At 60.2% G+C, this 21,943-nt stretch carries 18 protein-coding genes, 1 other RNA gene and 1 pseudogene; 5 read left to right on the forward strand and 15 right to left on the reverse strand.

Translation table 11 applies throughout. The features are described 5' to 3' along the window. Positions 1 to 14: 14 nt before the first annotated feature. From AAAX31_RS04195 to glp, 7 genes are all read right to left on the reverse strand, one after another. Positions 15 to 1,178, reverse strand: coding sequence for a double-cubane-cluster-containing anaerobic reductase (locus tag AAAX31_RS04195; RefSeq protein ID WP_349076271.1), 1,164 nt, complete (start codon positions 1,176 to 1,178; stop codon positions 15 to 17). 154 nt (positions 1,179 to 1,332) lie between these two features. Beyond that, the gene (locus tag AAAX31_RS04200) at positions 1,333 to 2,616 is read right to left on the reverse strand and encodes a double-cubane-cluster-containing anaerobic reductase (protein WP_195544610.1); all 1,284 of its coding nucleotides are present in this window, start codon (positions 2,614 to 2,616) and stop codon (positions 1,333 to 1,335) included. A 429-nt stretch (positions 2,617 to 3,045) separates the two neighbouring features. Beyond that, complete coding sequence (locus tag AAAX31_RS04205) at positions 3,046 to 4,116, reverse strand: ATP-binding cassette domain-containing protein (RefSeq protein ID WP_195919185.1); 1,071 nt, start codon at positions 4,114 to 4,116, stop codon at positions 3,046 to 3,048. A gap of 3 nt (positions 4,117 to 4,119) precedes the next feature. Further along, complete coding sequence (gene modB / locus AAAX31_RS04210; RefSeq protein WP_349076272.1) at positions 4,120 to 5,562, reverse strand: molybdate ABC transporter permease subunit; 1,443 nt, start codon at positions 5,560 to 5,562, stop codon at positions 4,120 to 4,122. A 68-nt stretch (positions 5,563 to 5,630) separates the two neighbouring features. After that, positions 5,631 to 6,503 (reverse strand): molybdate ABC transporter substrate-binding protein, encoded by an 873-nt coding sequence (modA, locus tag AAAX31_RS04215; RefSeq protein ID WP_349076273.1) that lies wholly within the window; start codon positions 6,501 to 6,503, stop codon positions 5,631 to 5,633. A gap of 203 nt (positions 6,504 to 6,706) precedes the next feature. Then, positions 6,707 to 7,186 carry a MogA/MoaB family molybdenum cofactor biosynthesis protein gene (locus AAAX31_RS04220; RefSeq protein ID WP_349076274.1) on the reverse strand — a complete coding sequence of 160 codons (480 nt, stop codon included), beginning with the start codon at positions 7,184 to 7,186 and terminating at the stop codon, positions 6,707 to 6,709. Positions 7,187 to 7,196: 10 nt separating this feature from the next. Beyond that, positions 7,197 to 8,459: a gephyrin-like molybdotransferase Glp gene (gene glp / locus AAAX31_RS04225; protein WP_349076275.1), complete on the reverse strand. Its 1,263-nt coding sequence runs from the start codon at positions 8,457 to 8,459 to the stop codon at positions 7,197 to 7,199. 210 nt (positions 8,460 to 8,669) lie between these two features. Between glp and AAAX31_RS04230 the strand changes: the two genes are divergently transcribed. Both AAAX31_RS04230 and AAAX31_RS04235 read left to right on the forward strand, forming a co-directional pair. Beyond that, positions 8,670 to 10,091: a chloride channel protein gene (locus AAAX31_RS04230; RefSeq protein ID WP_349076277.1), complete on the forward strand. Its 1,422-nt coding sequence runs from the start codon at positions 8,670 to 8,672 to the stop codon at positions 10,089 to 10,091. An 87-nt stretch (positions 10,092 to 10,178) separates the two neighbouring features. Next, positions 10,179 to 11,141: a diacylglycerol kinase family protein gene (locus AAAX31_RS04235; RefSeq protein WP_349076278.1), complete on the forward strand. Its 963-nt coding sequence runs from the start codon at positions 10,179 to 10,181 to the stop codon at positions 11,139 to 11,141. A gap of 86 nt (positions 11,142 to 11,227) precedes the next feature. Here the strand turns inward: AAAX31_RS04235 and AAAX31_RS04240 are convergent. The 4 genes and pseudogenes from AAAX31_RS04240 to AAAX31_RS04255 all read right to left on the reverse strand — a co-directional run. Then, positions 11,228 to 11,539: pseudogene (locus AAAX31_RS04240) on the reverse strand (peptide chain release factor-like protein); the annotation flags it as partial. Between the two features lie 152 nt (positions 11,540 to 11,691). Continuing rightward, the gene (locus AAAX31_RS04245; RefSeq protein ID WP_117790618.1) at positions 11,692 to 12,270 is read right to left on the reverse strand and encodes a xanthine phosphoribosyltransferase; all 579 of its coding nucleotides are present in this window, start codon (positions 12,268 to 12,270) and stop codon (positions 11,692 to 11,694) included. Between the two features lie 158 nt (positions 12,271 to 12,428). Continuing rightward, complete coding sequence (locus tag AAAX31_RS04250; protein WP_349076280.1) at positions 12,429 to 13,733, reverse strand: MFS transporter; 1,305 nt, start codon at positions 13,731 to 13,733, stop codon at positions 12,429 to 12,431. Between the two features lie 141 nt (positions 13,734 to 13,874). After that, a complete protein-coding gene (locus AAAX31_RS04255) occupies positions 13,875 to 15,158 on the reverse strand; it encodes an O-acetylhomoserine aminocarboxypropyltransferase/cysteine synthase family protein (RefSeq protein ID WP_349076282.1) in 1,284 nt (427 codons plus the stop codon). A gap of 233 nt (positions 15,159 to 15,391) precedes the next feature. Here AAAX31_RS04255 and AAAX31_RS04260 point away from each other — a divergent pair, with 233 nt between their 5' ends. Next, a complete protein-coding gene (locus AAAX31_RS04260; protein WP_349076283.1) occupies positions 15,392 to 15,838 on the forward strand; it encodes a C-GCAxxG-C-C family protein in 447 nt (148 codons plus the stop codon). 67 nt (positions 15,839 to 15,905) lie between these two features. Here AAAX31_RS04260 and AAAX31_RS04265 read toward each other — a convergent pair whose 3' ends face one another. The 3 genes from AAAX31_RS04265 to rpsA all read right to left on the reverse strand — a co-directional run bounded on the left by AAAX31_RS04265 (position 15,906) and on the right by rpsA (position 18,637). Continuing rightward, on the reverse strand, positions 15,906 to 16,544 hold the full coding sequence (locus AAAX31_RS04265; protein WP_271807042.1) for a YigZ family protein: 639 nt from the start codon (positions 16,542 to 16,544) through the stop codon (positions 15,906 to 15,908). Between the two features lie 224 nt (positions 16,545 to 16,768). Continuing rightward, an RNA gene (gene rnpB, locus AAAX31_RS04270) (RNase P RNA component class A) lies at positions 16,769 to 17,130 on the reverse strand. 340 nt (positions 17,131 to 17,470) lie between these two features. Further along, complete coding sequence (gene rpsA / locus AAAX31_RS04275) at positions 17,471 to 18,637, reverse strand: 30S ribosomal protein S1 (RefSeq protein ID WP_022095232.1); 1,167 nt, start codon at positions 18,635 to 18,637, stop codon at positions 17,471 to 17,473. A gap of 315 nt (positions 18,638 to 18,952) precedes the next feature. Here rpsA and AAAX31_RS04280 point away from each other — a divergent pair, with 315 nt between their 5' ends. Continuing rightward, on the forward strand, positions 18,953 to 19,711 hold the full coding sequence (locus tag AAAX31_RS04280; protein ID WP_349076285.1) for an HAD family hydrolase: 759 nt from the start codon (positions 18,953 to 18,955) through the stop codon (positions 19,709 to 19,711). On the opposite strand, the gene AAAX31_RS04285 is transcribed toward AAAX31_RS04280, so the two are convergent. Then, entirely contained in the window at positions 19,708 to 21,027 is a 1,320-nt protein-coding gene (locus AAAX31_RS04285; RefSeq protein ID WP_349076287.1) for an L-serine ammonia-lyase, iron-sulfur-dependent, subunit alpha, read from the reverse strand. The genes AAAX31_RS04280 and AAAX31_RS04285 overlap by 4 nt on opposite strands. 272 nt (positions 21,028 to 21,299) lie before the next feature. Here AAAX31_RS04285 and rpiB point away from each other — a divergent pair, with 272 nt between their 5' ends. After that, positions 21,300 to 21,767: a ribose 5-phosphate isomerase B gene (gene rpiB, locus AAAX31_RS04290; RefSeq protein ID WP_055251633.1), complete on the forward strand. Its 468-nt coding sequence runs from the start codon at positions 21,300 to 21,302 to the stop codon at positions 21,765 to 21,767. Positions 21,768 to 21,943: the final 176 nt, after the last annotated feature.

The raw sequence follows: 21,943 nt of genomic DNA on the forward strand, positions 1-21,943 counted from the left end.
GGTGCCTGAGGAAGCTAGAGGGTTTCGATGAAGGCGGCGATGCGGGTCTCGATCTGTCCCATGTCGCCGTTGCTGTAGTCGGTCTCGATCTTCATGTACGGAATGCCCGCACCCTCGACAGCCTCCTGCATGCGCGCACTCTCCACGTTAAAGGTGTGGCACGCCTGGAGCACGCTCTCCACTACGCCATCGACGTGATACTTCTCGCACATGGTCAGCGTGTTTTCCATACGACCGTCGTTGGGCGTCATGACCGAGCAGTTGATATCCAGGTAACGGTCGGCGATGGCGCGAAGGATGTCGGGAGCCTCCGGGTCGATCATCATGGCCGCCGTGCGCTCGCCCGAGCAGTCGTCCATGCACACGACCACACCACCGTTGGACTCGATGGTGCGACCGATCTTGTTGATCACGCCGCCCACCGGGCAGCCGGTGATCAGAATGCGCTTGGCATCCGCCGCAACCGGGCGCTCGCTCGCGTCGTAGGCCTCGCGCAGCTTGACAACCTTTTGCTCCAGCTGCTGCGTATAGGCCTCGATATCAAAGCTAAACGTACCGGCAAACATGGTGCTCATCAGGTCGACGCCGCTCATGGCCGCCGGCTGGTTGGCCTGCAGCGCAAACATCTCGAGCTGGGCCGCACGCAAGCGGTTGCGGCGACGGACGGCAGCGCGCAGATCATCGTCGGTAATCGCGATGCCGTAGAAGTTCTCGAGCTCCTCCTTGAGCAGACGGCACTCCTCGTACCAGCCCTCGCGCTCGTAGGCTCGATCGCGGCCCTGCGGAAGATGCAGAATGTGCGTGCGCTTGAGCTCGTTGAGCAGCTCGTACATCTTCTTCTTGCCGTCGCAGGTGGTCTCACCGATGATCATGTCGCTAAAGTACGTAAACGGGCACTTTTGCGAATAGGCAAAACCATACGTAGACTTGATGAGCGGGCACAGGTTTGCCGGCAGCACCTTCTCGGCCTCGGGAATCACCTCGTCGGACGTGCCGCACAGCGCCACGCTCGCAGCCCCCGCGGCATCGATAATCTCGAGCGGCGTGTAGCTGCACAGAAAACCGACCAGGCGATTACCCGCCTGCTTATAATCCTTGACGCGAATAAACGCCGCCTTGCGTTGCTCGTTGAACTCCTCAAACGTGGACGGCAACGGCTGCTCAATATTTTCCGACATATAACTCCTTAACAAACCTTTTAACCAACCAAGGAAACGGCTTTCCCAGGTGCCCGAGGTTGCCGTGAAAGAGGAGCGCCGCGTACTTTGGTATGCAAGCGATGGTTTGAACGGCAAGATCGGGTGCTTGGGGAAGCCGCTGGACCGGATAGCCCTAAATGGTTTCCAAGAAAGCCTCAATCCTGGTTTGCAGTTGGCCTGCATCCTCGCCGGCGTAGTCGGTCGTGATGTGCATAAACGGGATGCCGGCCTCTTCGGCGGCCTTCTCCACGGCAAACGACTCCATCTCGTAGAGCGTGCAGAACTGCAAGGCCACGTCGACGATGCCGTCGGCATGCAGGTCCTTGGCCATCTGGACAATGTCCTTCATACGCTGGTCGTTGGGCGTAAAGACGGCGCAGTTGATCTTAAAGTAGCGCTCGGCGATGGCGTCGAGCATCTCGTCAACCGTCTCACCGGACTCGTCGACCAGGTCCTTGTAGTAGCGCGAGCCCGTGCAGGACTCCTCGCCCACCACGACGCCGCCGGCCTTCTCGATGAGGTTGAACAGCTTCCAGTTGGGCACGGCCATGGGCGTACCGGTGTACAGGATGCGCTTGGTGCCCTTGGGCGCCACACCCTCGCCGGCCTCAACGCGCTGCTCGCACTCAGCCGCCATTTCGTTGATGGCGCCGGTCAGACGCGGCGTGTCATCCATAAAGGCGGCCTGAACGGTCAGCAGGCTGTCGAGACCGCTGATGGGCGCCGGATCGGCAGCGCGGGTCGCAGCCAGACGCTGCAGGGCGCGACGCTTCTCGTTGACGGCGTGGATGGCAGCCTTCAGGCGCTCAGGCGTAATCGTGACGCCGCACTCTTCCTCGATCTTGGCGGCAAGCTTTTTAACCTCGGCCTTCCAGGTCACGAGCGTCGACTCGTCGTGCACGTTGGGAATATCCATGACGTACATGTTCTTTTGCGTGGCAAAGAACTCGTAGGCCTTCTTCTTGCCATCGCAGGTGTTCTCGCCTACCACCAAGTCACTCGACTCAATGTAGGGGCAGACCTCGCCCAGCTTAAAGCCGGCAAAGCTCTTGATGAGCGGGCAGGTGTTGCGCGGCAGATGCTCCTCGACCTTGTCGGTCGCCCAGTCGGCACCCGAGCACAGACCAACTGGAATGCCGTCACAGGCAAGTACGATCTCCTCGGGCACGTACACACAGAACGAACCGACGATCTTGGTGGCCTCGCCGGCCTCCTTCTTGTCGAGCATCTCCTTAATACGGCCGCTGTGGATGTTGGTGGCGACAAAATCCAGGTAGGACGTGGACTTGGGGCGATTGTTCTGCGTCAGGAACATATCGCCGTACATCTGGCCCACGGCGCCCAGCAGCATGTCGTGGTCGGCAAGATTCATGCCGAGGCTCTCCCACATCGGATGGAAATCAAATTCTTCAGCCATGACGGTTCCCCTCTCGAATCAAAAATGAATAGCTACGGTATTGCTGCACGGTGGGTGGCGAAAACCCGACCGCGCCTAAACCCGGAATTTTGGGGAACCTGCTTTGCAGCTGATTATTTAGTTGTGCGTCGTCTCTCCCGGAGCCGTGAACATACCTGCTCATATGCGGCTCCGAGCCATATATAGGGCACGCGCGGCAACGCGGCGAATGTATGTCATCTGCGGCATGTGCGCACCCTCCTTTACAAGTTAAGGTCAACTATATCAACGGTCGTCGACCATGCGAACACCGTTGACATTCGTACGACAGCCTCGTGTGCCGTCGTTTAATAAATAATTATCTTAATTGATAAGAGTTTGCCATCCCTCATTCGGCGCGCGGCAAGACAAAGCCGCCGAGGCTTATATCCCCGACGGCATTACCCGGCGTTATCGACAAACCAAGTGGATTCTACTCGCATCGAAGTGCATGCGCAGCGTCTCGCCTGCTTGCGGCAGCTCGTCGACAGGCACGCCCACCTTGTTGACCTTCCACTGCAGACGCGTGGGCGCATCAGCGCGCGGCACGTCCAGCAGCACCAGGCGCTCAAAACGCGAATCGCTCACGCGGGCCACGTGCAAATCATAGCTGTTGCGTCCCCGCTCCGCGCGATTGTCAACATGGAAGTAGCTTGCGCGAATGCCCAGGTACGCTGCATTATCGGGAACCTCGCGACCCACATTAAAGGTCATGCCCCAGTCGAGGGCCTCAACTTCTTCGTCGCCGATCTTGCGCGCCCGGCTTGTGTTCTTGCAGCCCGTCAGGCGCAGTGCCGCCAGCGTCTGCGGACGGCGGACCACGTCCTCGACGGAGCCGATCTCCTCAACATGCCCGTCGTGCATCACGCAGATGCGCCCGCACAGGCGGCACGCTTCGTCGATGTCGTGGCTCACGTAGAGCACGGTGCGGTTGCATACATCGAACAGGTCGAGCATGTTCTGTTCGAGGGCGCTCTTAAGATAGGAATCGAGTGCGCTCATGGGCTCGTCGAACATAAAAATGCCCGGATGCGCCGCCACCATGCGGGCAAGCGCCACACGTTGTTGCTGACCGCCCGAGAGTCGCGCGGGATAGCGGTCGGCAAAATCGGACAGACCGAAAATGCCCAGATAGCGCTCGGCGAGCTTTTTGCGCGCGGCGGCGTCGCCCGCATCCTTTACACCGGCGCATACGTTATCGGCCACCGTCATGTTGGGAAACAGCTGATAGTTTTGGAACAGCAGGGCGCATTTTCGCTCCTGGGGCGACAGGTTGATGCCCGTCGCCGAGTCAAAAAAGGTCACGCCGTTGACGACGATCTTGCCCTCGTCGGGCGTCTCCACGCCGGCGATGCAGCGCAGCGTACAGCTCTTGCCGCAACCCGAGGCACCGAGCAGCGCCACACGATCCTCGCCGGCCTCAAGCTGCATGTCGAGCATAAACCCGGGATAGCGCTTTTTGATATCCAGAACGAGCGACATGGCCTATCGACCTCCCTGCAAAGCGGCATCATCGCGCATGAGCTCGGCCAGCGCCTCGCGATCGATACGCAAGGCATCGCCGCCCGCCGGGTCGAGCGAATCGCCCTGTCCGGCAAGATCTTTGATCCGCTTGCGCTCCGCACGGGAAAGGCCCCGCTCGCGATACTTTTGCGAATGAGCGGTGTACATATTGATGAACAGGATGACCAGGAAACTGAACACGATTACGACGATGACCCAAAAGAGCGCCACCGACGTGTTGCCGCCCATCCACTCAAAGTAGATGGCGATGGGGATGGTCTGGGTAATGCCGGCGTAGTTGCCCGCAAAGAACAGGGTGCAGCCAAACTCGCCCATGGCACGCGCGAAGGCGAGCACCGTGCCGGCGGCAATCGAGGGCCAGCCAAGCGGCATCATGAGCTTGGCAAAGATGCGACGTTCGGACCATCCCAAGGTTCGCGCGGCGTCGAGCATCTGCGTGTCGAGGCTCTCGAAGGCTCCGAGCGCCGTGCGGTAGACCAGGGGAAACGACACCACCACGGCGGATATCACCGCCGCGGGCCACGTAAAGACGATCGAGATGCCATGCGCGATAAGCCACCGACCGACCCCGGTCGATCGACCAAACAGCATGAGGAGCAGAAAGCCGCAAACCGTGGGCGGCAGCACCATAGGGATGGTAAAGACCGAGTCGAGCAGGCCCTTGATACGGCTCGTAGTACCCATGGTCTTCCATGCGGCAAACAGGCCCAGCGCAAAGGAGATCAGCAGGGCGAGGCCGCTCGTTTTGATAGACACCCAAAACGGACGATAGTCGATGTCGCCCAAAAAGGAGGCCAAGGAGGTCAAGGGGCCCTGCTCATCCCGCAACACGACAGACGATGCCTCTACCATTTGAGCGCTATCAAGCCAACGCGCGCCGCCCTTGGCATCACCCGAGGCTGATGCAATCACCACATAGCGGTCCCCATCCGCACCGCGCTCGTCAAAGCTATAGGTATACCCGCCGGCATCAAACGTTGTTTCCGCCGTGACATACCAAGGAAGATCCACGTCCCCCAGCTGCGCACCTCCCATGCAGTTTGCGCTGTCGAGCTCACAGACGAGGGCCTTGAGACCCGATACGCACTCGTTGTCCTGCGGATCCAACCCATACTTCTCGACCGCCTTGGGCGATATCCACACCACAACGCGATCGGCGGCAGGCGCCACTACAAGGTCCACGTCCTCGTCAACGGGAAACCGGTAGCCCTCAGGCTGGCCCTCCATGGCACGAGCGGTCCCCTTGGCCAACCGCTCAAAACCTTCGATCCCATAGGAAAGCCCATGAGCGGTCGCAGCAACCTGGGCCCCGTGCTCAGCGTCCCCGGCAAACGCAAATCCCGGCACCCAGCAAAGCGCGAAGGTCAAAGCACAGGCGACAAGCATGCGGAATCTATTAAGCACGAAAAGCTCCAAGCGAATACAAGGACGAAGTGAAAAACAAAACGATGGAATTATCGCGCCAAGCCGCACTACGCGGAAAGCTCAAAGCCGTACTTGGCCCAAATCTTCTGGGCCTTCTTGTTGGTCAGGCAGAAGTCGATGAACGCCTTGGCCTTGTCGGCGTGCTCGGAGCTCTCGGCAACGGCACCCGGGTACACGATGGGCTTGTGCGAGTCCTCGGGGCACACAAAGGCTTCCTCGATGCCGTCGTAGCGGAAGATGTCGGAGCTGTAGACAAAACCAGCCACGCAGTCGCCCGTAGAGACGTAAGACGCAGCAGTGCCGACCTTGTCGGCCAGGGCCACCTTGTCGGCGATCTCGGGAGCATACTCGCCGTCGTCGCCCTCGGTACCGGTGTAGAGGCCCACGGAGGCCAGGGCCTGGTTGGCGTACTTGCCGGCGGGGACGGTCTTGGCGTCGCCAATGGCAATCTTACCGTCCAGATTCGCGACGTCGGCGATGGCCTCGACCTTAGTATCGGAGCCCTCGGCGCGAATGATCACGAGGTCGTTGACGAACATGTCCTCACGCGTGTCGGCATCGACGAGCTCGGCGGCTTCGGCGTCGTCCATGGTGCCCTTGGAGGCCGTGATGAGCACGTCGACGGCGGCACCGGCACGCATCTGCTCAACGAGGTCGCCGGAGGCCTTAAACTGCGTGTCGGCAAAGGTGGTGCCGGTCTGCCCGGTGTAGAGCTCCTGAACCTCGGGCAGGGCCTTCTCGAGCGAGTTGGCGGCAAAGACCTGCAGCTCGACAGCTTTCTTGGAAGATGCCTTAGCAGAACCGGCATCGGATCCGGCCGGCTCGGACGTCTTGCTGCCCGAGCAACCGGCAAGACCAAGGCCGGCAGCGGCGACAGCAGAAAGTGAGACGAATCCGCGGCGAGAAACCAAATCGAACATATTCAACCCTTTCGGATCTTGTGCCCGGGTACCCCACCGCGGGCTTTAATCTGCAATCAGCTTATACTTCTGCGCGAATAATGATTATGAGAAATTATTCTCTCCAGAGAATATAGTTTCAAGTTACCGTGCACCTCGGTGTCGCTTCGGCGGAAAACAAAAGCGGAGCGACCGATAAGGTCGCCCCGCCGCAGGTAAACCGCTTAGTTGGTATGTCCGCCGCCCGCTGTCATCTGAGCCGCATGCTCCAGCTGGTCCGCTATGGCCTCCCAGCTTTCGCGGGCGGCCTTCGTAGAACCGGGATAGTTTACGACAAGTGTATGACCTCGTTGCATGCAAATAGCACGCGAGAGCATGGCGCGGCGCGTCTTGGTCATCGAATACGCGCGGATTGCCTCTGCAATACCCGGCACATCGCGGTCGCAGACGGAACGCGTCGCCTCGGGCGTTACATCGCGCATCGAAAGCCCCGTGCCGCCGCAGGTGAGCACGACATTGGCGTGGCACTCATCGGCGGCTTCCACAATGGCATCACCGATCTCGCTGACGTCGTCGCGCACGACCACATGTGAGGCGACCGTCCAGCCCTGTGCCTCGATAAGTTCCTCGAGTGCGGCTCCAGCCTCGTCCTGGGCAAGATCGCGCGTATCCGAGCACGTCACAATCGAAATCTTCAGCTCCATAGCATTCCTCCTACAACACGGCGCCCTCGGGCAGGTCGACGCGAACAACGTCCACGGCATCGCCCGCCTTGAACTCGCACGGTCCTTCGTCAATACGCAGTAGACAGTTGGCCCGCTGCATCGTGCCGAGCAGCGCCGAATTCTGTGTCTTGGCCTCGGTCACCAACAGCTCACCGGTCTCGAAGTCGCGCAAAACCGTGGCGCGATCGAAGAAGCGGCGATGCTGTCGCTTTTTCACGCCGTGTGTGAGCGTCGCCTGCTGCACGGGACGCGCAACCTCGGCAAAACCGCGCATCTTGCGAATCGCCGGACGGGCAAGCATCTCAAAGCCCACATACGCCGCGGCCGGATTGCCCGAAAGCCCCAGGTAGGGCTTACCCCCGAGCAAGCCAAACGTGATGGCCTTACCCGGACGCATCGAGATGCGATCGAACAGTACCTCGCCCTCGCGCCGGACGAGCGCCGTCACGAAATCGTAATCGCCCGCCGAGGCGCCACCGCTCGTAATGACAAAGTCGCACTCCTGCACGGCACGATGCACGAGCTCGGCGATCGCTTGCTCATCATCGGGCGCAATGCCGTAGAACACGGGCTCGGCGCCGGCATCGAGTGCTTCGGCCATCAACGCCGACGAGTTGGAATCGCGAATCTGCCCGTGCGTCGGCAGCTCACCCGGCGCAACCAGCTCCGTGCCCAGCGAGATGATGCCCACACGTGGGGCAGCGTGCACCTTCACGCTCGCGTATCCGGCGCTTGCCACCAGACCCGCGCCCGCCGGAGCCACAACCTCGCCGGCGTGCATCACAACATCGCCGGCATGGGCCTCCTCGGCGGCAGAGCGAACATTCTCCCCCACCTTGGCCGGCGCCGAGAACCTCACACGCGAGCCCTCGTTGCCGTCACCGTCGAGCACATCAACGATCTCGTACTTCACCACGGCATCGGCACCTTCGGGTACCGGCGCGCCCGTCATGATGCGGACTGTCTCGCCCGCGCCGATTGCGCCCTCAAACACATGGCCCGCGGCCTCGTGTCCGATAACGTCGAGCATCACCGGCGCCTCGCCAGATGCCCGCGCCAAGTCCGCCGAGCGCACGGCATATCCGTCCATAGCGCTGTTGGCAAACGGCGAGATGTCGATATCGGCCACCGCATCCTCGGCCAAGGGAAGACCGGTGGCCTGCCACACGGGAATCTCGACGAGATCGGTCGGAGCAACGTGCGACAGAACAATCGACTGCGCGTCCTCCAGCGGAATGAGTTTCTCTGCCATATGCACCTCTTAATGCCACGGCGCACAACAGGGGCGCCGATTCTTTATGCTTGTCTCAGTATAATCCCCCGACGCACGACCGCGACTCGGCCTGTACCCGCAAATACACCTGTCGGTTGCAGGCCGCGAAACAGAATGGAAACCAACCCACCGGCTCGTCGCGTTTACCGCGTTTTATAATGCTTGCGTTGCAACCTAAAAGAGGAACGTATGGCTCATAACGACAAAACCGAAAGCGCAAACGAAACGCAGGATCATTCCCAGCCGCTCGACGATGGCGGCTTTTTCTCCCTGAACGACGTCATCACGGCAGGCAGGCATCAGCTCACCCGCTCTGAGCATCTCTTGGCTGCCGACACGCGCCGCAACGCCCGCAACCTACTCGCGAGCGCCAAGTTGCTCGCACTCGTCGTCATCGTCTCGCTCGCCATGGGCGTTGCCGCTTGGGCGTTTTTGGCCTCGCTGAATATCGCGACCGACTATCGTGAGCACCATGCGTGGATTTACGCGCTGCTTCCCGTTGTGGGCATGGCCACCGCATGGGTGTACAAAAACCACGGTCTTGCCGCCAAGCGCGGCAACAACCTGGTCATCGACTCCGCTCTGGGCACGCGCCTCATCCATATGCGCATGGCCGTCCTCACGTTTGTGTGCTCCACGCTCACGCACCTAACGGGCGGATCGGCCGGTCGCGAGGGAGCCGCGGTGCAGATCGGCGGCACCATCGCCAGCAACATCTCGAGCCTCGCCCACCTCAAAAAGCATGACCATCACGACCTCATGCTCGCCGGCATCTCGTCGGCCTTTGGCGCCGTATTCGGTTCGCCCCTTGCCGGAGCTTTCTTTGGCATGGAGATGTGCTTTATCGGCAAGATCGACTACACCGCGGGCATCTACTGCCTGGTCGCCTCGTTTACCGGCTACTTTACATCACTCGCCCTGGGTACCGAGTACGAGGCGAATGTCATCGCCAGCGTTCCCGCTATGACGCCCAAAACGGTTGTCATCGTTGTTATCAGCGCCATTATCTTCGGTCTGACGGCACGCCTCTTTGCCTGGTCGGTTCGAACCGTCAAGAGCCTGTACGGTCGCTTTATCACCAATTACCTCATTCGCGCACTCATAGGCGCACTCGTGGTTTTGGCCGCCTATGCCCTCCTCGACGCCTGGGACTACGCCGGCCTTTCCACGTGGCTTTCCGGCGCCGGTTTTGCCGGCAACACCACCCTGGCGGACGCAGCCATCAAGTTGGTCGTCACAGCGCTCACCCTTGGAGCCGGCTTCCAAGGCGGCGAGGTCACGCCCCTGTTTGGTATCGGTGCGGCGCTCGGCGGCTGGATCGGTTGCCTCACCGGGCTCGACCCCAGTTTTCTGGCGGCTCTCGGCATGCTCGGCGTGTTCTGCGCCGGCCTCAACGTGCCCATCACCACCTGCATGATGGCCATCGACCTGTTCCACGGCACGGCAGCCGGGTTCTTTGTCATCGTGGCCTTTATCAGCTACCTAACCGCCGGACACCGCGGCGTATACCCCGCCCAGCGCATCATCTCGCCCAAGCGCCGTTCGCTTATTGTGGATGAGGGCGGTACGGTAGCGGATGCTATCGAGCGCCACAACGACCTGATAGAGTAGACGTAAGTATTCGACGTGCAGCCACAATCGGGGGCAATTAGACCTGAGCGCGACCGCACCGTCACGTCATACGCCGGGAGTCGCCCCATGCACGCAACTGATTTTGGCCGCACGCTCATCATCGCCAACCCAGCAGCCCAATCGGGTGCGGCGCACGAAGTTGCCGAGCGCCTGCAACGCTTTTTGGATATGACCGCGCGAGCATCCCAGTTTGACCTGGTGCTGACCGAGCGTATGGGACACGCCAAGGAGCTGGCCGCACAGGCTCAGGGCTATCGCACCGTTATCGCCCTTGGCGGTGACGGCGTGATTCACGAGGTCGTCAACGGGCTTATGACGCAAGAGGAGGACGCCCGCCCCGCTCTTGCCATCCTACCCGTGGGCTCTGGCAACGATTTTGCCCAAACGCTCGGCATCGACGATTTCTCCGGTAAGGATTTTGGCGCGCTGCTCAACTGTGAGCTGCAGCGTCAGGACATCGGGCGAATTCGCACGTGGAGCCCTGCGAGCGGCAGCGGCGAGGCTACCGTTGAGTACTACGACCAGACGCTTTCGGTCGGCATCGATGCCGCCATCGGCCTTGGCACCACCGAGCTGCGCAAAAAGACCGGCTTGACGGGCGCGCCGCTCTACACCCTCTCGGGACTTGAGCAGTTTGGCCTACGTTATCGCAACTACCCCATGACAGTCAGCTTTGACGGGGCGCCTGCCGAGCGCGTGAGGGCGATCATCATGGCGATTCAGCTGGGTCCTACCTATGGCTCGGGCTATCGCATCTGTCCCGACGCCGACCCCTGTGACGGTATATTCGACGTCTGCTACGCCTGCGGCCCCGTTCCGCGCGCGGTCGCGCTTCCCATGTTCCTTTCGGCCAAAGATGGCCACCATACCAAGTTGCCGCCGGTTCGCATGCGCCGCTGCCGCCATGCCGAGCTTACCTTTGAGGAGCCCGACTACCCCATCCAGGCCGACGGCGAGCCCGTTGTCGCCTCACGCATCGAGGTCGACATCCTCGCCGGCGCCCTCGAGGTCTGGCACCCCACCCGCTAACCCCACCTAAGTTGCGGTGAAATAGGGACTGTTTATGCAGCAAAAGCCGCAAAACAGTCCCTATTTCACCGCAACTTATGAGGAGGCTATTCGTCGCTGCCCGGTTTGCGACGGTTGGCCTTTTTAATGGCGTTGAAGTGTTTGTCGTTGAGCCTGCGCTGGCGAGAGCGCTGAGGCACCTTGGTCTTGACGCGACGGCGCGGTGGACGCCCGCGACGCTCAAGCTCTGCGCGCAGCTTACGCAGGCAGCTCGCGCGATTTTGAAACTGGCTGCGGCTCTCGCGCGCCGTCACGACAATCCCCGTGGGCCCATGCTTCATACGCACCGCCGAGTCCGTCGTGTTCACGCCCTGTCCGCCCGGACCTGTCGCGCGAAACACCTGCACCTCGCAGTCGCGTGCCAACCTCTCGACCGACATCTCGGCATAGCGCGCATACTCGCGCCATCCCATCTTGTTCTCATCCATATCAACACCTCCCCTCATACAAAAAATGTGACAAAGGGAAAGTCCCTTTGTCACATCGCATACCAATCGCTTGTGTTACGCGCTTAAGCGAAGGTGATCTCGCCGGTATCGCAGTCCATATCGGCGATACGGGCCAGGCTCTCAACGCGGAAGCCGCGCTCGCGGAGCTTATCGCCACCGCCTTGGAAGCCCTTCTCCACCGCGATGCCAATGCCGGCAACCTCGGCACCCGCAGCCTCGCAGATCTTGATAAGACCCTCGAGTGCGCAGCCGTTGGCCAGGAAGTCGTCGATAATCAGGACCTTGTCGCCCTCGGACAGGAAGCGCTTGCCAACGATGACCGGGTACTCCTTCTGCTTGGTAAAGGAGTAGATGGTCGTGGCATACTGCTCGCCATCGAGGTTGATGGACTGTGCCTTCTTAGCAAAGACCACCGGTACGCCGCCAAAATGCTGAGCTGCGATGCAAGCCATGCCAATGCCCGAAGCCTCAATCGTCAGGATCTTGTTGATCTCGACATCCTTGAACAGACGGGCCCACTCGGCGCCCATGTGGTCGAACAGCTCAACGTCGCACTGGTGGTTGAGGAAGGCATCAACCTTAAGGACGTTACCGGCCTTTACGATGCCGTCATGGCGAATACGATCCTCAAGCTCCTGCATGGCGCAACCCCTTCTCGCGGCAACGATACCGCGCGATTAATAAACGTTGTTCGATAGTCTACCACGGACCGACCCCCCGCCCGCCCCACAAGCCGCATCGCACCACAAACGAGTCTTTTTGAGACGGCGCGAATCGTGGCAGACAGCCTCCCAACACGCTAATGGCGGGCGCGCATCCTCACCAAACGCACCATTGCGAACGCAAAGCCCACAGCGGCCACAGCCATCAACACATAGAACACCGAACGAAAACCAAACAGGAACACATCCGGACGGCCTGCAACAAAACTGGTCACGGCCTCGCCCATCGCCACACTCATCTGCCCATACAGGATATGCGACGCCGCCGTAATGCCGAGTGCCATGCCGGCATAGCGTGCCAAACTGCCCAAGCTGCCCGCAAAGCCGAGTGCTTCGCGCGGGGCCGAGCCCATATACAACGAGTTGTTGGGGCTCTGGAAAATCGACGTACCGCACGACATAAACGCGACGCAGCACACGATCACGGGGATAGAAGAGTGCTCGTCGAGCGTGCTTACCGCAAAAAGACCGCACACGTACACGCCCAGGCCGACCGCCGTGGGGCCCTCGCAGCCAACACGGTCCGAAACCGTACCCGAAAGCGGGCCGATAAAGGCATTCACCATCGGCAGCGCCAAAAAGAGTAGTCCGGAAATATCGGAGCTAAAGCCATGGGCATCCTGGAAATAGAACGGCAGAATAAACTCGGATGCGCCAATGCCAACGAACACGATGAGCATGCAAGCAAGGTTAATAGTGAAGGCCGAATTTGCAAAGCAGCGACGCGCGGCCTCCGCCAGCGACATGGGACGCTTGCCGGCCTCCGGCTTAACATGCGGCAGCGTGTAGAGCCCCACGATAAACGAGATGACGCCAATGGGCAGGTTGATGAGGAAGATGCTCTCCCAGGGAAAGCTTGCCACCAGCATGCCGCCGAGCACGGGGCCACACATCATGCCGAGGGCCACAAAGGTCGCGAGAATACCCATGGCACGGCCTCGTTCGCGCGCCGGAAACGACTCGGTGATGATACCCATGTTGTTAGCCATGGCCGCCGCGCAGCCGACGCCCTGCACAATGCGTGCCAGAATAAGAACTTCGAGCGAACTCGAAAGGCCGCACAGCAGCGAGCCGGCCGTAAAAACGATGACGCCCAGCTGGAATACGCCCACCTTGCCGCGCACGTCGCCCAAGCGGCCAAACGGCAGCATAGCCACGCATGTCGCAAGCAGGTACACCGAGCTCACCAGCTGGATGCGGTCGAGGCCCACGCCCAGCTCCTTTTGCATCACGGGCAACGCCACGGTCACGACGGTCGAATCCAGACACGACATAAACGTCATGATGAGCACGGTAAACAGAATCGCCCATTTGTTCTTGCCATGGGTTTCGCCCTCAAGGGCAATGTGCTCGCGGCGCAGCTGCTCTGCGGTTTTCTCCATATCCATCCTTTCGAGTGGCGCAACGCAAAAACGGGGCCCCAATCGCCTACAAACAGTCGCGATTGGGGTCCCGCCTACGGAATCGGAACTATATGTCACCGGAGCCCCAAGAGGCTCCGTCGCTTCATACGAGAAGCTAGCCTAGCACTGCTCGAGCGCCTGCTCAAGGTCGGCAATCAGATCGGCCGTGTCCTCGAGGCCGCACGACAGGCGCACCATGTCGGCGGAGATGCCGCAGGCGATGAGCTCCTCATCGTTCATCTGACGGTGCGTGGCGTTAGCGGGATGCAGGCAGCAGGTGCGAGCATCGGCCACATGCGTGGCGATCTGGGCGAGTTTAAGGCTCTTCATAAAGGTCTCGGCCGCCGCGCGACCACCGTTAAAGCCAAAGCTCACGACGCCGCAGGTACCGTTGGGCATGTACTTCTGAGCCAGGTCATAGTACTTATCGCCCTCCAGGCCCGGATAGCTCACAAAGCGCACCTTGGGATGGCTCTGCAGGAACTTAGCAACGGCCAGGCCGTTCTCACAATGACGCGGCATACGCACATGCAGGCTCTCGAGCGAGCTATTCAGGAAAAACGCCGCCTGCGGGTTCTGCATGGGGCCGAGGTCGCGCATGAGCTGAGCGGTTGCCTTGGTAATGAAGGCACCCTCGCGACCGAACTTCACGGCATAGGTCACGCCGTGATAGCTCTCGTCGGGCGTGGTGAGACCCGGGAACTTGTCTGCATGGGCCATCCAGTCAAACTGGCCGTGGTCGACGATCACGCCACCCAGGTAGGCCGCATGCCCATCCATGTACTTGGTGGTAGAGTGCGTGACGATGTCGGCGCCCCACTCAAAGGGACGGCACATCACGGGCGTCGGGAAGGTGTTGTCGACCATCAGCGGCACGCCGTGGTCATGCGCGGCCTTGGCAAAGCGCTCAATATCGAGCACGGCAAGGGCGGGGTTGGCAATCGTCTCGCCAAAGACGAGCTTGGTATTGGGCTCAAAGGCTGCCTCCAGCTCCTCATCGGTGCAGTCGGGGGCGACAAACGTGCAAGTCACGCCCATGCGGCCCATGGTGTGGGCGAGCAGGTTATACGTACCGCCGTAGATAGCAGAGCTCGCGACCACGTGATCACCGGCACCGGCCACGTTAAAGATCGCGAGGAAGTTCGCGGCCATGCCCGAACTCGTGAGCATCGCAGCGGTGCCGCCCTCCATCTCGCAGATCTTGGCGGCGACCAGATCGCACGTGGGATTCTGCAGACGGCTGTAGAAGTAGCCCGACTCCTCCAGGTCAAACAGCTTGCCCATGTGCTCGGACGTGTCGTATTTCCACGTGGTGGACTGGTAGATGGGCACCTGGCGCGGCTCCGCATCGCCCGGATGATAGCCGCCCTGAACGCACGTGGTACCGATAGTCTGCTCGCACATATCCAACTCCCTTACTTGGGTTTTGTTTTATTCGGTTCACAATACCGCTACCCCGCACCCCTCTCAACCCATCCCGCCGATAGGTTATGGGACAAATTAATCAGGTTTATTTGTCCCAAATCTTAAGAAAGTGTTCGATGGCGAAAAACAATGAGATATGCACTGCGGTCTCGATAAGCGAATGCGCCAGCAAGGGTACCATAGGCGGGTACACCGCAATCAAGGAGACACCGATGAAGCAGATTGATACCACTCAGCTCAACACTGCCACCTGCCAGGCTCAGGCTGCCGAATACCACGCCCGCGGCTTTAACTGCGCGCAGGCCGTCGCCTGCACGCTCGCGCCCGCCGTCGGGCTCGACCCCCAGGTCGCCTTTACCCTCACCGAGGGCTTTGGCGCCGGCATGGGCAGCATGACCGAAACTTGCGGTGCCATCTCGGGCGCCGTGGCCATCATGGGCTTTGTAATGAGCGATGGCATGGAAAACCCCAAGACCAAGGGCCAGACCTACAAACTGTCGCGCGAGATTGCCAAGCGCTTTGGCGAGAAGAACACGACGACCGTCTGCGGCACGCTCAAGGGCATCGGATCGGACAAGGGTCCGCTCCGCAGCTGTCCCGGTTGCATCGACGATGCCGTCGAAATCGCCTGCGATGTACTAAAGCAGCTCGCCGAGTAAACGGCAGCGACATAAAACGACAGCCGGCGCGCTTGGGATTCATCCAAATGCACGCCGGCCGTCGTCGTTAGAACTCAGCAAACTCGGGAGCGCTGACCTCAATCTCCTCGCGCCCCGCCATAAGCTCGCGCATCTTAGCGCAAAACGGCTCTTGCTCCCCCGCTTTAAACACCAAGTGAAGTGTCACAGCATCCGCGTAATCGGTATCCGAAACCTTGGCACCCGAATCCTGCGCCAAGCGAAGCACCTGCTCATACTGTGGATAGGCCACATGCACATCAACCGGCACGACGCTCGTCATCTCGACGATCTGCCCGGCCTCCTGAGCCGCGGCCACCGCCGCCTGCGTCGCCGCGGTATAGGCGCGCACCAAACCACCAGGCCCCAACAGCGTGCCACCAAAATAGCGCGTTACTACGCAGCAAACATTTTTGAGCCCCGCACCGCGCAGCACCTCGAGCGTCGGCATACCGCTCGTGCGGCTCGGTTCACCATCATCGCTCTGGCGCTCGCGTCCATCGACCAAAATCCACGCGGGAACATTGTGTCGAGCGTCATAATGACGCTTGCGAACCATCTCGATAAAGGCATTCGCCTCGTCCTCGGACTCAATATGGACCAGCTGGGCAATAAACCGGCTCTTGCGGTCCACAAACTCGCCCGAAGCCTCATTATTCGATTGCAGAGTAAAATAGCTGTCCAACAAAGCCCCTCAACAACAAGCAAAGCAACAAACAGCCTCAATAATACGGCAAAGAGTACTTCGGCTACCTCACCAAAAAGAACGGAGCCACCGATGATAAGGCAAAAACAGCGAGACGGCGTCAGCTGAGTCGATTTGGCCCGAAAGAGGAGGGAGCACGCCTTATGGCGGCGACCGACGAATGAGCGACAAATCGGCCAGCTGACGCCGTCGCAGCGTCAACAAGAAAGCTGAGTGGGCCGATAAGCCGGGTTCTGTCGTGAACGGTCATTTATCTTGTCTGCACGTTACCGTGCAGCTCCACGCACGCTACCCGAACGCGGACCGGGCCGGCCCATAGCGTTCCTATTCGCGCTTGCTCCGGATGGGGCTTGCCAAGCCGCCGTGTTGCCACGACGCTGGTGGTCTCTTACACCACCGTTTCAGCTTTTCCCTTTACGCCTTGCGGCGCAGGTGGGAGTCTTCTTTTCTGCGGCGCTTTCCGTCGGATCACTCCGCCCGGCCGTTAGCCGGCATCCCGCCCTCTGGAGCCCGGACTTTCCTCACGCGTACCGCAAGCAGTACATCGCGCGACCGTCTGGCCCACTCAGCAGTGCAAGAGTGTAGCACACCGCCGCCACAGGCAACGACACAACGCAAACGCTCGACACGATAAACCAAGAACCGCCATGCGTTACAATGGTCCTGTCGATGGGCAACGTCGTCAGTCGAGACGCGACCGCGCTCCGCACCCCTCCGTCTACTCAGTGTGTTCCCGCCTCCTCCCCGAGGCGGGATGTCGGCATTTTTCATGCACCGACAACCCAATAGCAAACAGACAACCCGGGCAGCATTGCGCACGGGCAGCATCACGCACCTCAGCAGCAAATGCAAAAAGGGACCCGTCCATTGCGGACGGATCCCTTAAAACAAGTGATCGTCAAACCGATTTACTCGGCATCGGTCTCCTCGTCCTTCTTCTCGGAAGGCAGCGGAGTAACCTCGATCTCGACGCCCAGAGTCTCAGCAGCAGACTTCATGGACAGGGAGATACGACGACGGTCGAGGTCGATTTCCATGACCTTGACCTGAACCTTGTCGCCCACATGGGTGACCTGAGAAGGCTGATCGACGTGCTTGTTGGCCATCTCGGAGATGTGCACCAGGCCCTCGATGCCCTCGCCCAGATCGACGAAAGCGCCGAACGGGACAAGCTTGGTCACAGTGCCCTCGACGATAGCGCCGACGGGGTACTTCTTGACCAGTGCGCGCCACGGATCCTCGGTGGTCTGCTTGAGACCCAGGGAGATGCGCTCGCGGTTGAGGTCGACGTCGAGAACCTCGACCTCGACCTCCTGGCCGACCTTGACAACCTCGGAAGGATGGTTGACGTGGTTCCAGGAGAGCTCGGAGATGTGGATGAGGCCGTCGATACCGCCGAGGTCGACGAAGGCGCCGAAGTCGACGATGGAGGAAACGGTGCCCTGGAGACGCATGCCAGACTTGAGCTTGGACAGGATCTCGGAGCGCTCGGCCTTACGGGACTCCTCGAGCACGACGCGACGGGAGAGGACAACGTTGTTGCGGTTGCGGTCCATCTCGATGACGCGGGCCTCGATGCGGGTGCCCATGTAGGAGGTGAGGTCCTTGACGCGACGGAGGTCGACGAGGGAAGCGGGCAGGAAGCCACGCAGGCCGATGTCGAGGATCAGGCCGCCCTTGACAACCTCGATAACCTCGCCCTCGACGTTCTCGCCGGAGTTGAACTTCTCCTCGATGCGGTTCCAAGCACGCTCGTACTCGGCACGCTTCTTGGACAGGACCAGACGACCGTCCTTGTCCTCCTTCTGGAGAACCAGGGCCTCGATGGGATCACCGAGTGCAACGATGTCTGCAGGGTTAGCGTCCTTGCGGATGGACAGCTCGCGGACCGGGATAACGCCCTCGGACTTGAATCCGATGTCAACGAGCACCTCGTCATGCTCGATCTTAACGACAGTGCCGTTAACGAGATCGCCCTCATCAAAGTCGGTAATCGTACCGTCGATGAGGTTGTTCATCTCCTCCTCGTTGACATCGTCAAGAGAGAAAATGGACGAGTTCTGAATCTCACTCAAAGGTGGACCCCTTTCGAACTACGGGGCCCCGATTGCTAGGACCTACAGAAGGGTGCGACAAGCACACAACGTTTAGGAACACTCGGGAGCCGACAGATACTAATGTGACGCTTATGCAATCACGTTCGTATAGGTTACGGGGAAATGAGTTCGATTTCAAGCGTGAACTGCGATTTTTTACTCGTGTGGAGACTTTTTCGTAATCTTATGAACACACGTCTTCGCAACTTGACGATAACCAGCCAGGCATTCGGCTTTGGGGTAAAGTATCCGGAGCCAACGATTCTAGATCGATTTTTCGAGAAAGGTGCCCGCGTGCTCAAAGCAGTCGTTTTCGATATGGACGAAACGCTTCTTAGCATCAACCTCAACGCGTTCATCCTTCGCTATTTTAAGGGTGTCTCTTCGATGCTCGCGGATATCGGGCGCCGCAGCCGCGGTGGCACGATGGCACGCCTCGGCACCATCCTGGTCGACCTCAACGCCAATCGCCGCAGCGGCACGGACAATCGCACCAATCTTGAGTTCTACCAAGAAGAGGTTGAGCGCCGGTGCGGCATTTGCCTCTCGGACCCACTTATCTACGAGGCGTTTACCTACTACGACCGCGAAGTTCTTCCGTACAAGAATGACGAACTCATCAACGCCCATGCCATGCCGGGCGCACACGCCGCGCTTCAGGCCGTACAGGACGCAGGGCTGCGCTGCGCGCTCTTTACCAACCCCAGCTTTCCGCAGGGGGCCATCGAGTGCCGCATGGGTTGGGGCGACCTGGCCGACGCCCCCTTTGAGCTCGTCACGCACATGGGAAACGCCACCCGCTGCAAGCCTGATGCCACCTACTATCTAGAGCAGCTTCAGGTGATGGGGCTCGAACCGCACGAGGTCCTTATGGTGGGCAACGATCCCAAACGCGACTTCCCTAAACCCGCCTGCGGCATTCAGACTGCCTATGTAGGCCAGGGCAAGCCCAACCGAGTCACCTGGCGCGGAACCATGGAAGGCTTCGCCCGCGACTTTAACGCCGTAGTAGAAGCCTTCTACGAACACCAAGTAGCCGACGAACTGTCCTAGCACACTTGGGTTTTGCCGATCATGATGTTGAGGATCTCGACGTCGGTATCTTTCATGCCCACACGGCCCACGTAGCCCATGCTGGCAATCGTCTGCTCGACGGTATCCTGGATCAAACCCTCGCCGGCACGGAAGCCACGCCCCTGCATGGCCATGTCATGTCCCAGAATCGCCGCATCGACGGCAGCCGAAATCTTGGCGGCACAACTCGCCTTGGCGCCGTCGCACACGATGCCGCCCACGTTACCGAGCGTATTCGAGACCGTCGCGCCAATCTGCTCGCGCGTGCCACCGCACAGCCAGGTAATCGCAGCGCCGGCGCCGCACGCGGCGCAAATAGCACCGCAAAACGCCGAAAGCGCACCAATATAGCTCTTGATATGCACGGCGATAAGATCGGACAGCATCACGGCGCGCACCAGACGCTCGTGGTCGCAACGCAGGTACTCGGCATACTCCATGACGGGCAATGCGCAGGTAATGCCTTGATTGCCCGAGCCGCACACAATGGCGACCGGCAGCGCGCAACCGTTCATGCGGGCGTCGGACCCGGCGGCCGCACGGGCACGGGCACGGCAGGCGACGTCATCGGCACGAGCACCCAGCAGCGTACGACCCACCTCGGCGCCCCAAGCGTGCGCAAGGCCCTCGGCACTGATTGCGCCATTCAGCTCAATCTGACGCTCAACGGCAGCGCGGACGCCCTCAATGTCACCGTCCTCGATAAAGTCGATGATGGAATCAACGGACATGGGCGTATCGGCGTTATCTGCCGCACGCTCGGCCACCACGCGCTCGGCGCAGGCGGCGCACTCCCCCGCCGACTTGCCGCATACCGGAATACCATCGAGCGTATGGCACGTGACATTAGTGTGGTGATCGGTAATCTCGACGACCGCGGTATGGCCCCCGGCCGTCGCAGCCACCTTGATGTAGAGGTTGGGCACACCCTCGACAAGCGACACATCGCAGTAGCCGGCGTCGGCGAGGAGCTCGGCCACACGAGCGCGGTCTTCATCGTTAACGCTCTCGAGCACCTCAAGCGCGCTCTTGGCGTCACCGCCCACGGCACCCAGCACGGCTGCAGCTTCAATACCGTGCATACCGCCCGAGTTGGGCACGGTCACGCTCTTAACGTTCTTGATGATGTTGCCCGAGCAGGCAACGTCCATATGATCGGGTTCGCAACCGAGCGTCTGGCTCGCCAACGCCGCTGCATAGGCAACGGCAATAGGCTCGGTGCAGCCGAGCGCACAGACAAGCTCGCGGTTCAAAACATCGCAAAACGCGGCATCACGAAGGGAATCGGTAGGCATAGGTATCTCCTGCTTGCATAACGGGCTGGTCTCTCAAAAATAATTAGCTCTTCTATTTGATAACAATGCATCAAAAACCGCAACCATGGTTCCGGCGGACGGCGCTCAAGCACAAACTGGCGGCATTCATTCATGAAAAGCGGGTCTTGTTGCCTGCTAAAGCGTTTGATCAAAAAACGCCCGAGCGTATACACAAAAGTCGCGCTATCATGCAGTCGAACGCGGTAAACACCTTTAGCATTTGCGCCGCACAGACCAGAGAGGAACCATCTATGAAGATCGGTATCGGTAACGACCACGCCGCCGTCGAGCTCAAGAACATCATTTCCGAGCACCTGAAGGAGCGCGGATGCGAGGTCGTGAACTTTGGCACCGACACCTCCGAGAGCTTTGATTACCCCATCGCCGGCTACAAGGTGGGCAAGGCCGTGGCCAACGGCGACGTCGACCTGGGCATCCTGATCTGCGGCACCGGCGTCGGCATCAGCCTGGCCGCCAACAAGGTCGAGGGCGTTCGTGCCGTCGTGTGCTCCGAGCCCTTTAGCGCCAAGCTCTCGCGCATGCACAACAACACCAACGTGCTCGCCTTTGGCGCCCGCGTCGTGGGATCCGAGCTCGCCAAGATGATCGTCGACGAGTGGCTCGACGCCGAGTTTGAGGGTGGCCGCCACGAGCGTCGCGTCAATCTCCTCAACGAGATTGACCAGACCCGCGGCCTCAAGGTCGTCGACGAGGCCTAAAGACCTACAACGCCATACACTAACGAAAGCCCCCGCCCGGAACACACATTGAACTGCCTCCCATTTCTTGGACACAAGAAATGGGAGGCCTTTTTATGGCTGGAAACGCTTTGTACGACGTCGGAATGAGACTGCGAGCGGCAGAGCTGCACGACGAGGGGCACGGCCGCGCGGCG

It is taken from the genome of Collinsella sp. CLA-ER-H5, assembly GCF_040092375.1.
Classification (GTDB): domain Bacteria; phylum Actinomycetota; class Coriobacteriia; order Coriobacteriales; family Coriobacteriaceae; genus Collinsella.

Excerpts from the sequence above, each read along its gene's own strand:
- AAAX31_RS04220 (WP_349076274.1), bottom strand. The coding sequence starts at position 7,186 with ATGGAGCTGAAGATTTCGATTGTGACGTGCTCGGATACGCGCGATCTT.
- modA (WP_349076273.1), bottom strand. The coding sequence starts at position 6,503 with ATGTTCGATTTGGTTTCTCGCCGCGGATTCGTCTCACTTTCTGCTGTC.
- glp (WP_349076275.1), bottom strand. The coding sequence starts at position 8,459 with ATGGCAGAGAAACTCATTCCGCTGGAGGACGCGCAGTCGATTGTTCTG.
- AAAX31_RS04255 (WP_349076282.1), bottom strand. The coding sequence starts at position 15,158 with ATGTGCGAGCAGACTATCGGTACCACGTGCGTTCAGGGCGGCTATCAT.
- rpiB (WP_055251633.1), top strand. The coding sequence starts at position 21,300 with ATGAAGATCGGTATCGGTAACGACCACGCCGCCGTCGAGCTCAAGAAC.
- AAAX31_RS04200 (WP_195544610.1), bottom strand. The coding sequence starts at position 2,616 with ATGGCTGAAGAATTTGATTTCCATCCGATGTGGGAGAGCCTCGGCATG.
- AAAX31_RS04250 (WP_349076280.1), bottom strand. The coding sequence starts at position 13,733 with ATGGAGAAAACCGCAGAGCAGCTGCGCCGCGAGCACATTGCCCTTGAG.
- AAAX31_RS04260 (WP_349076283.1), top strand. The coding sequence starts at position 15,392 with ATGAAGCAGATTGATACCACTCAGCTCAACACTGCCACCTGCCAGGCT.
- AAAX31_RS04245 (WP_117790618.1), bottom strand. The coding sequence starts at position 12,270 with ATGCAGGAGCTTGAGGATCGTATTCGCCATGACGGCATCGTAAAGGCC.
- AAAX31_RS04230 (WP_349076277.1), top strand. The coding sequence starts at position 8,670 with ATGGCTCATAACGACAAAACCGAAAGCGCAAACGAAACGCAGGATCAT.
- AAAX31_RS04235 (WP_349076278.1), top strand. The coding sequence starts at position 10,179 with ATGCACGCAACTGATTTTGGCCGCACGCTCATCATCGCCAACCCAGCA.
- AAAX31_RS04285 (WP_349076287.1), bottom strand. The coding sequence starts at position 21,027 with ATGCCTACCGATTCCCTTCGTGATGCCGCGTTTTGCGATGTTTTGAAC.
- AAAX31_RS04195 (WP_349076271.1), bottom strand. The coding sequence starts at position 1,178 with ATGTCGGAAAATATTGAGCAGCCGTTGCCGTCCACGTTTGAGGAGTTC.
- AAAX31_RS04205 (WP_195919185.1), bottom strand. The coding sequence starts at position 4,116 with ATGTCGCTCGTTCTGGATATCAAAAAGCGCTATCCCGGGTTTATGCTC.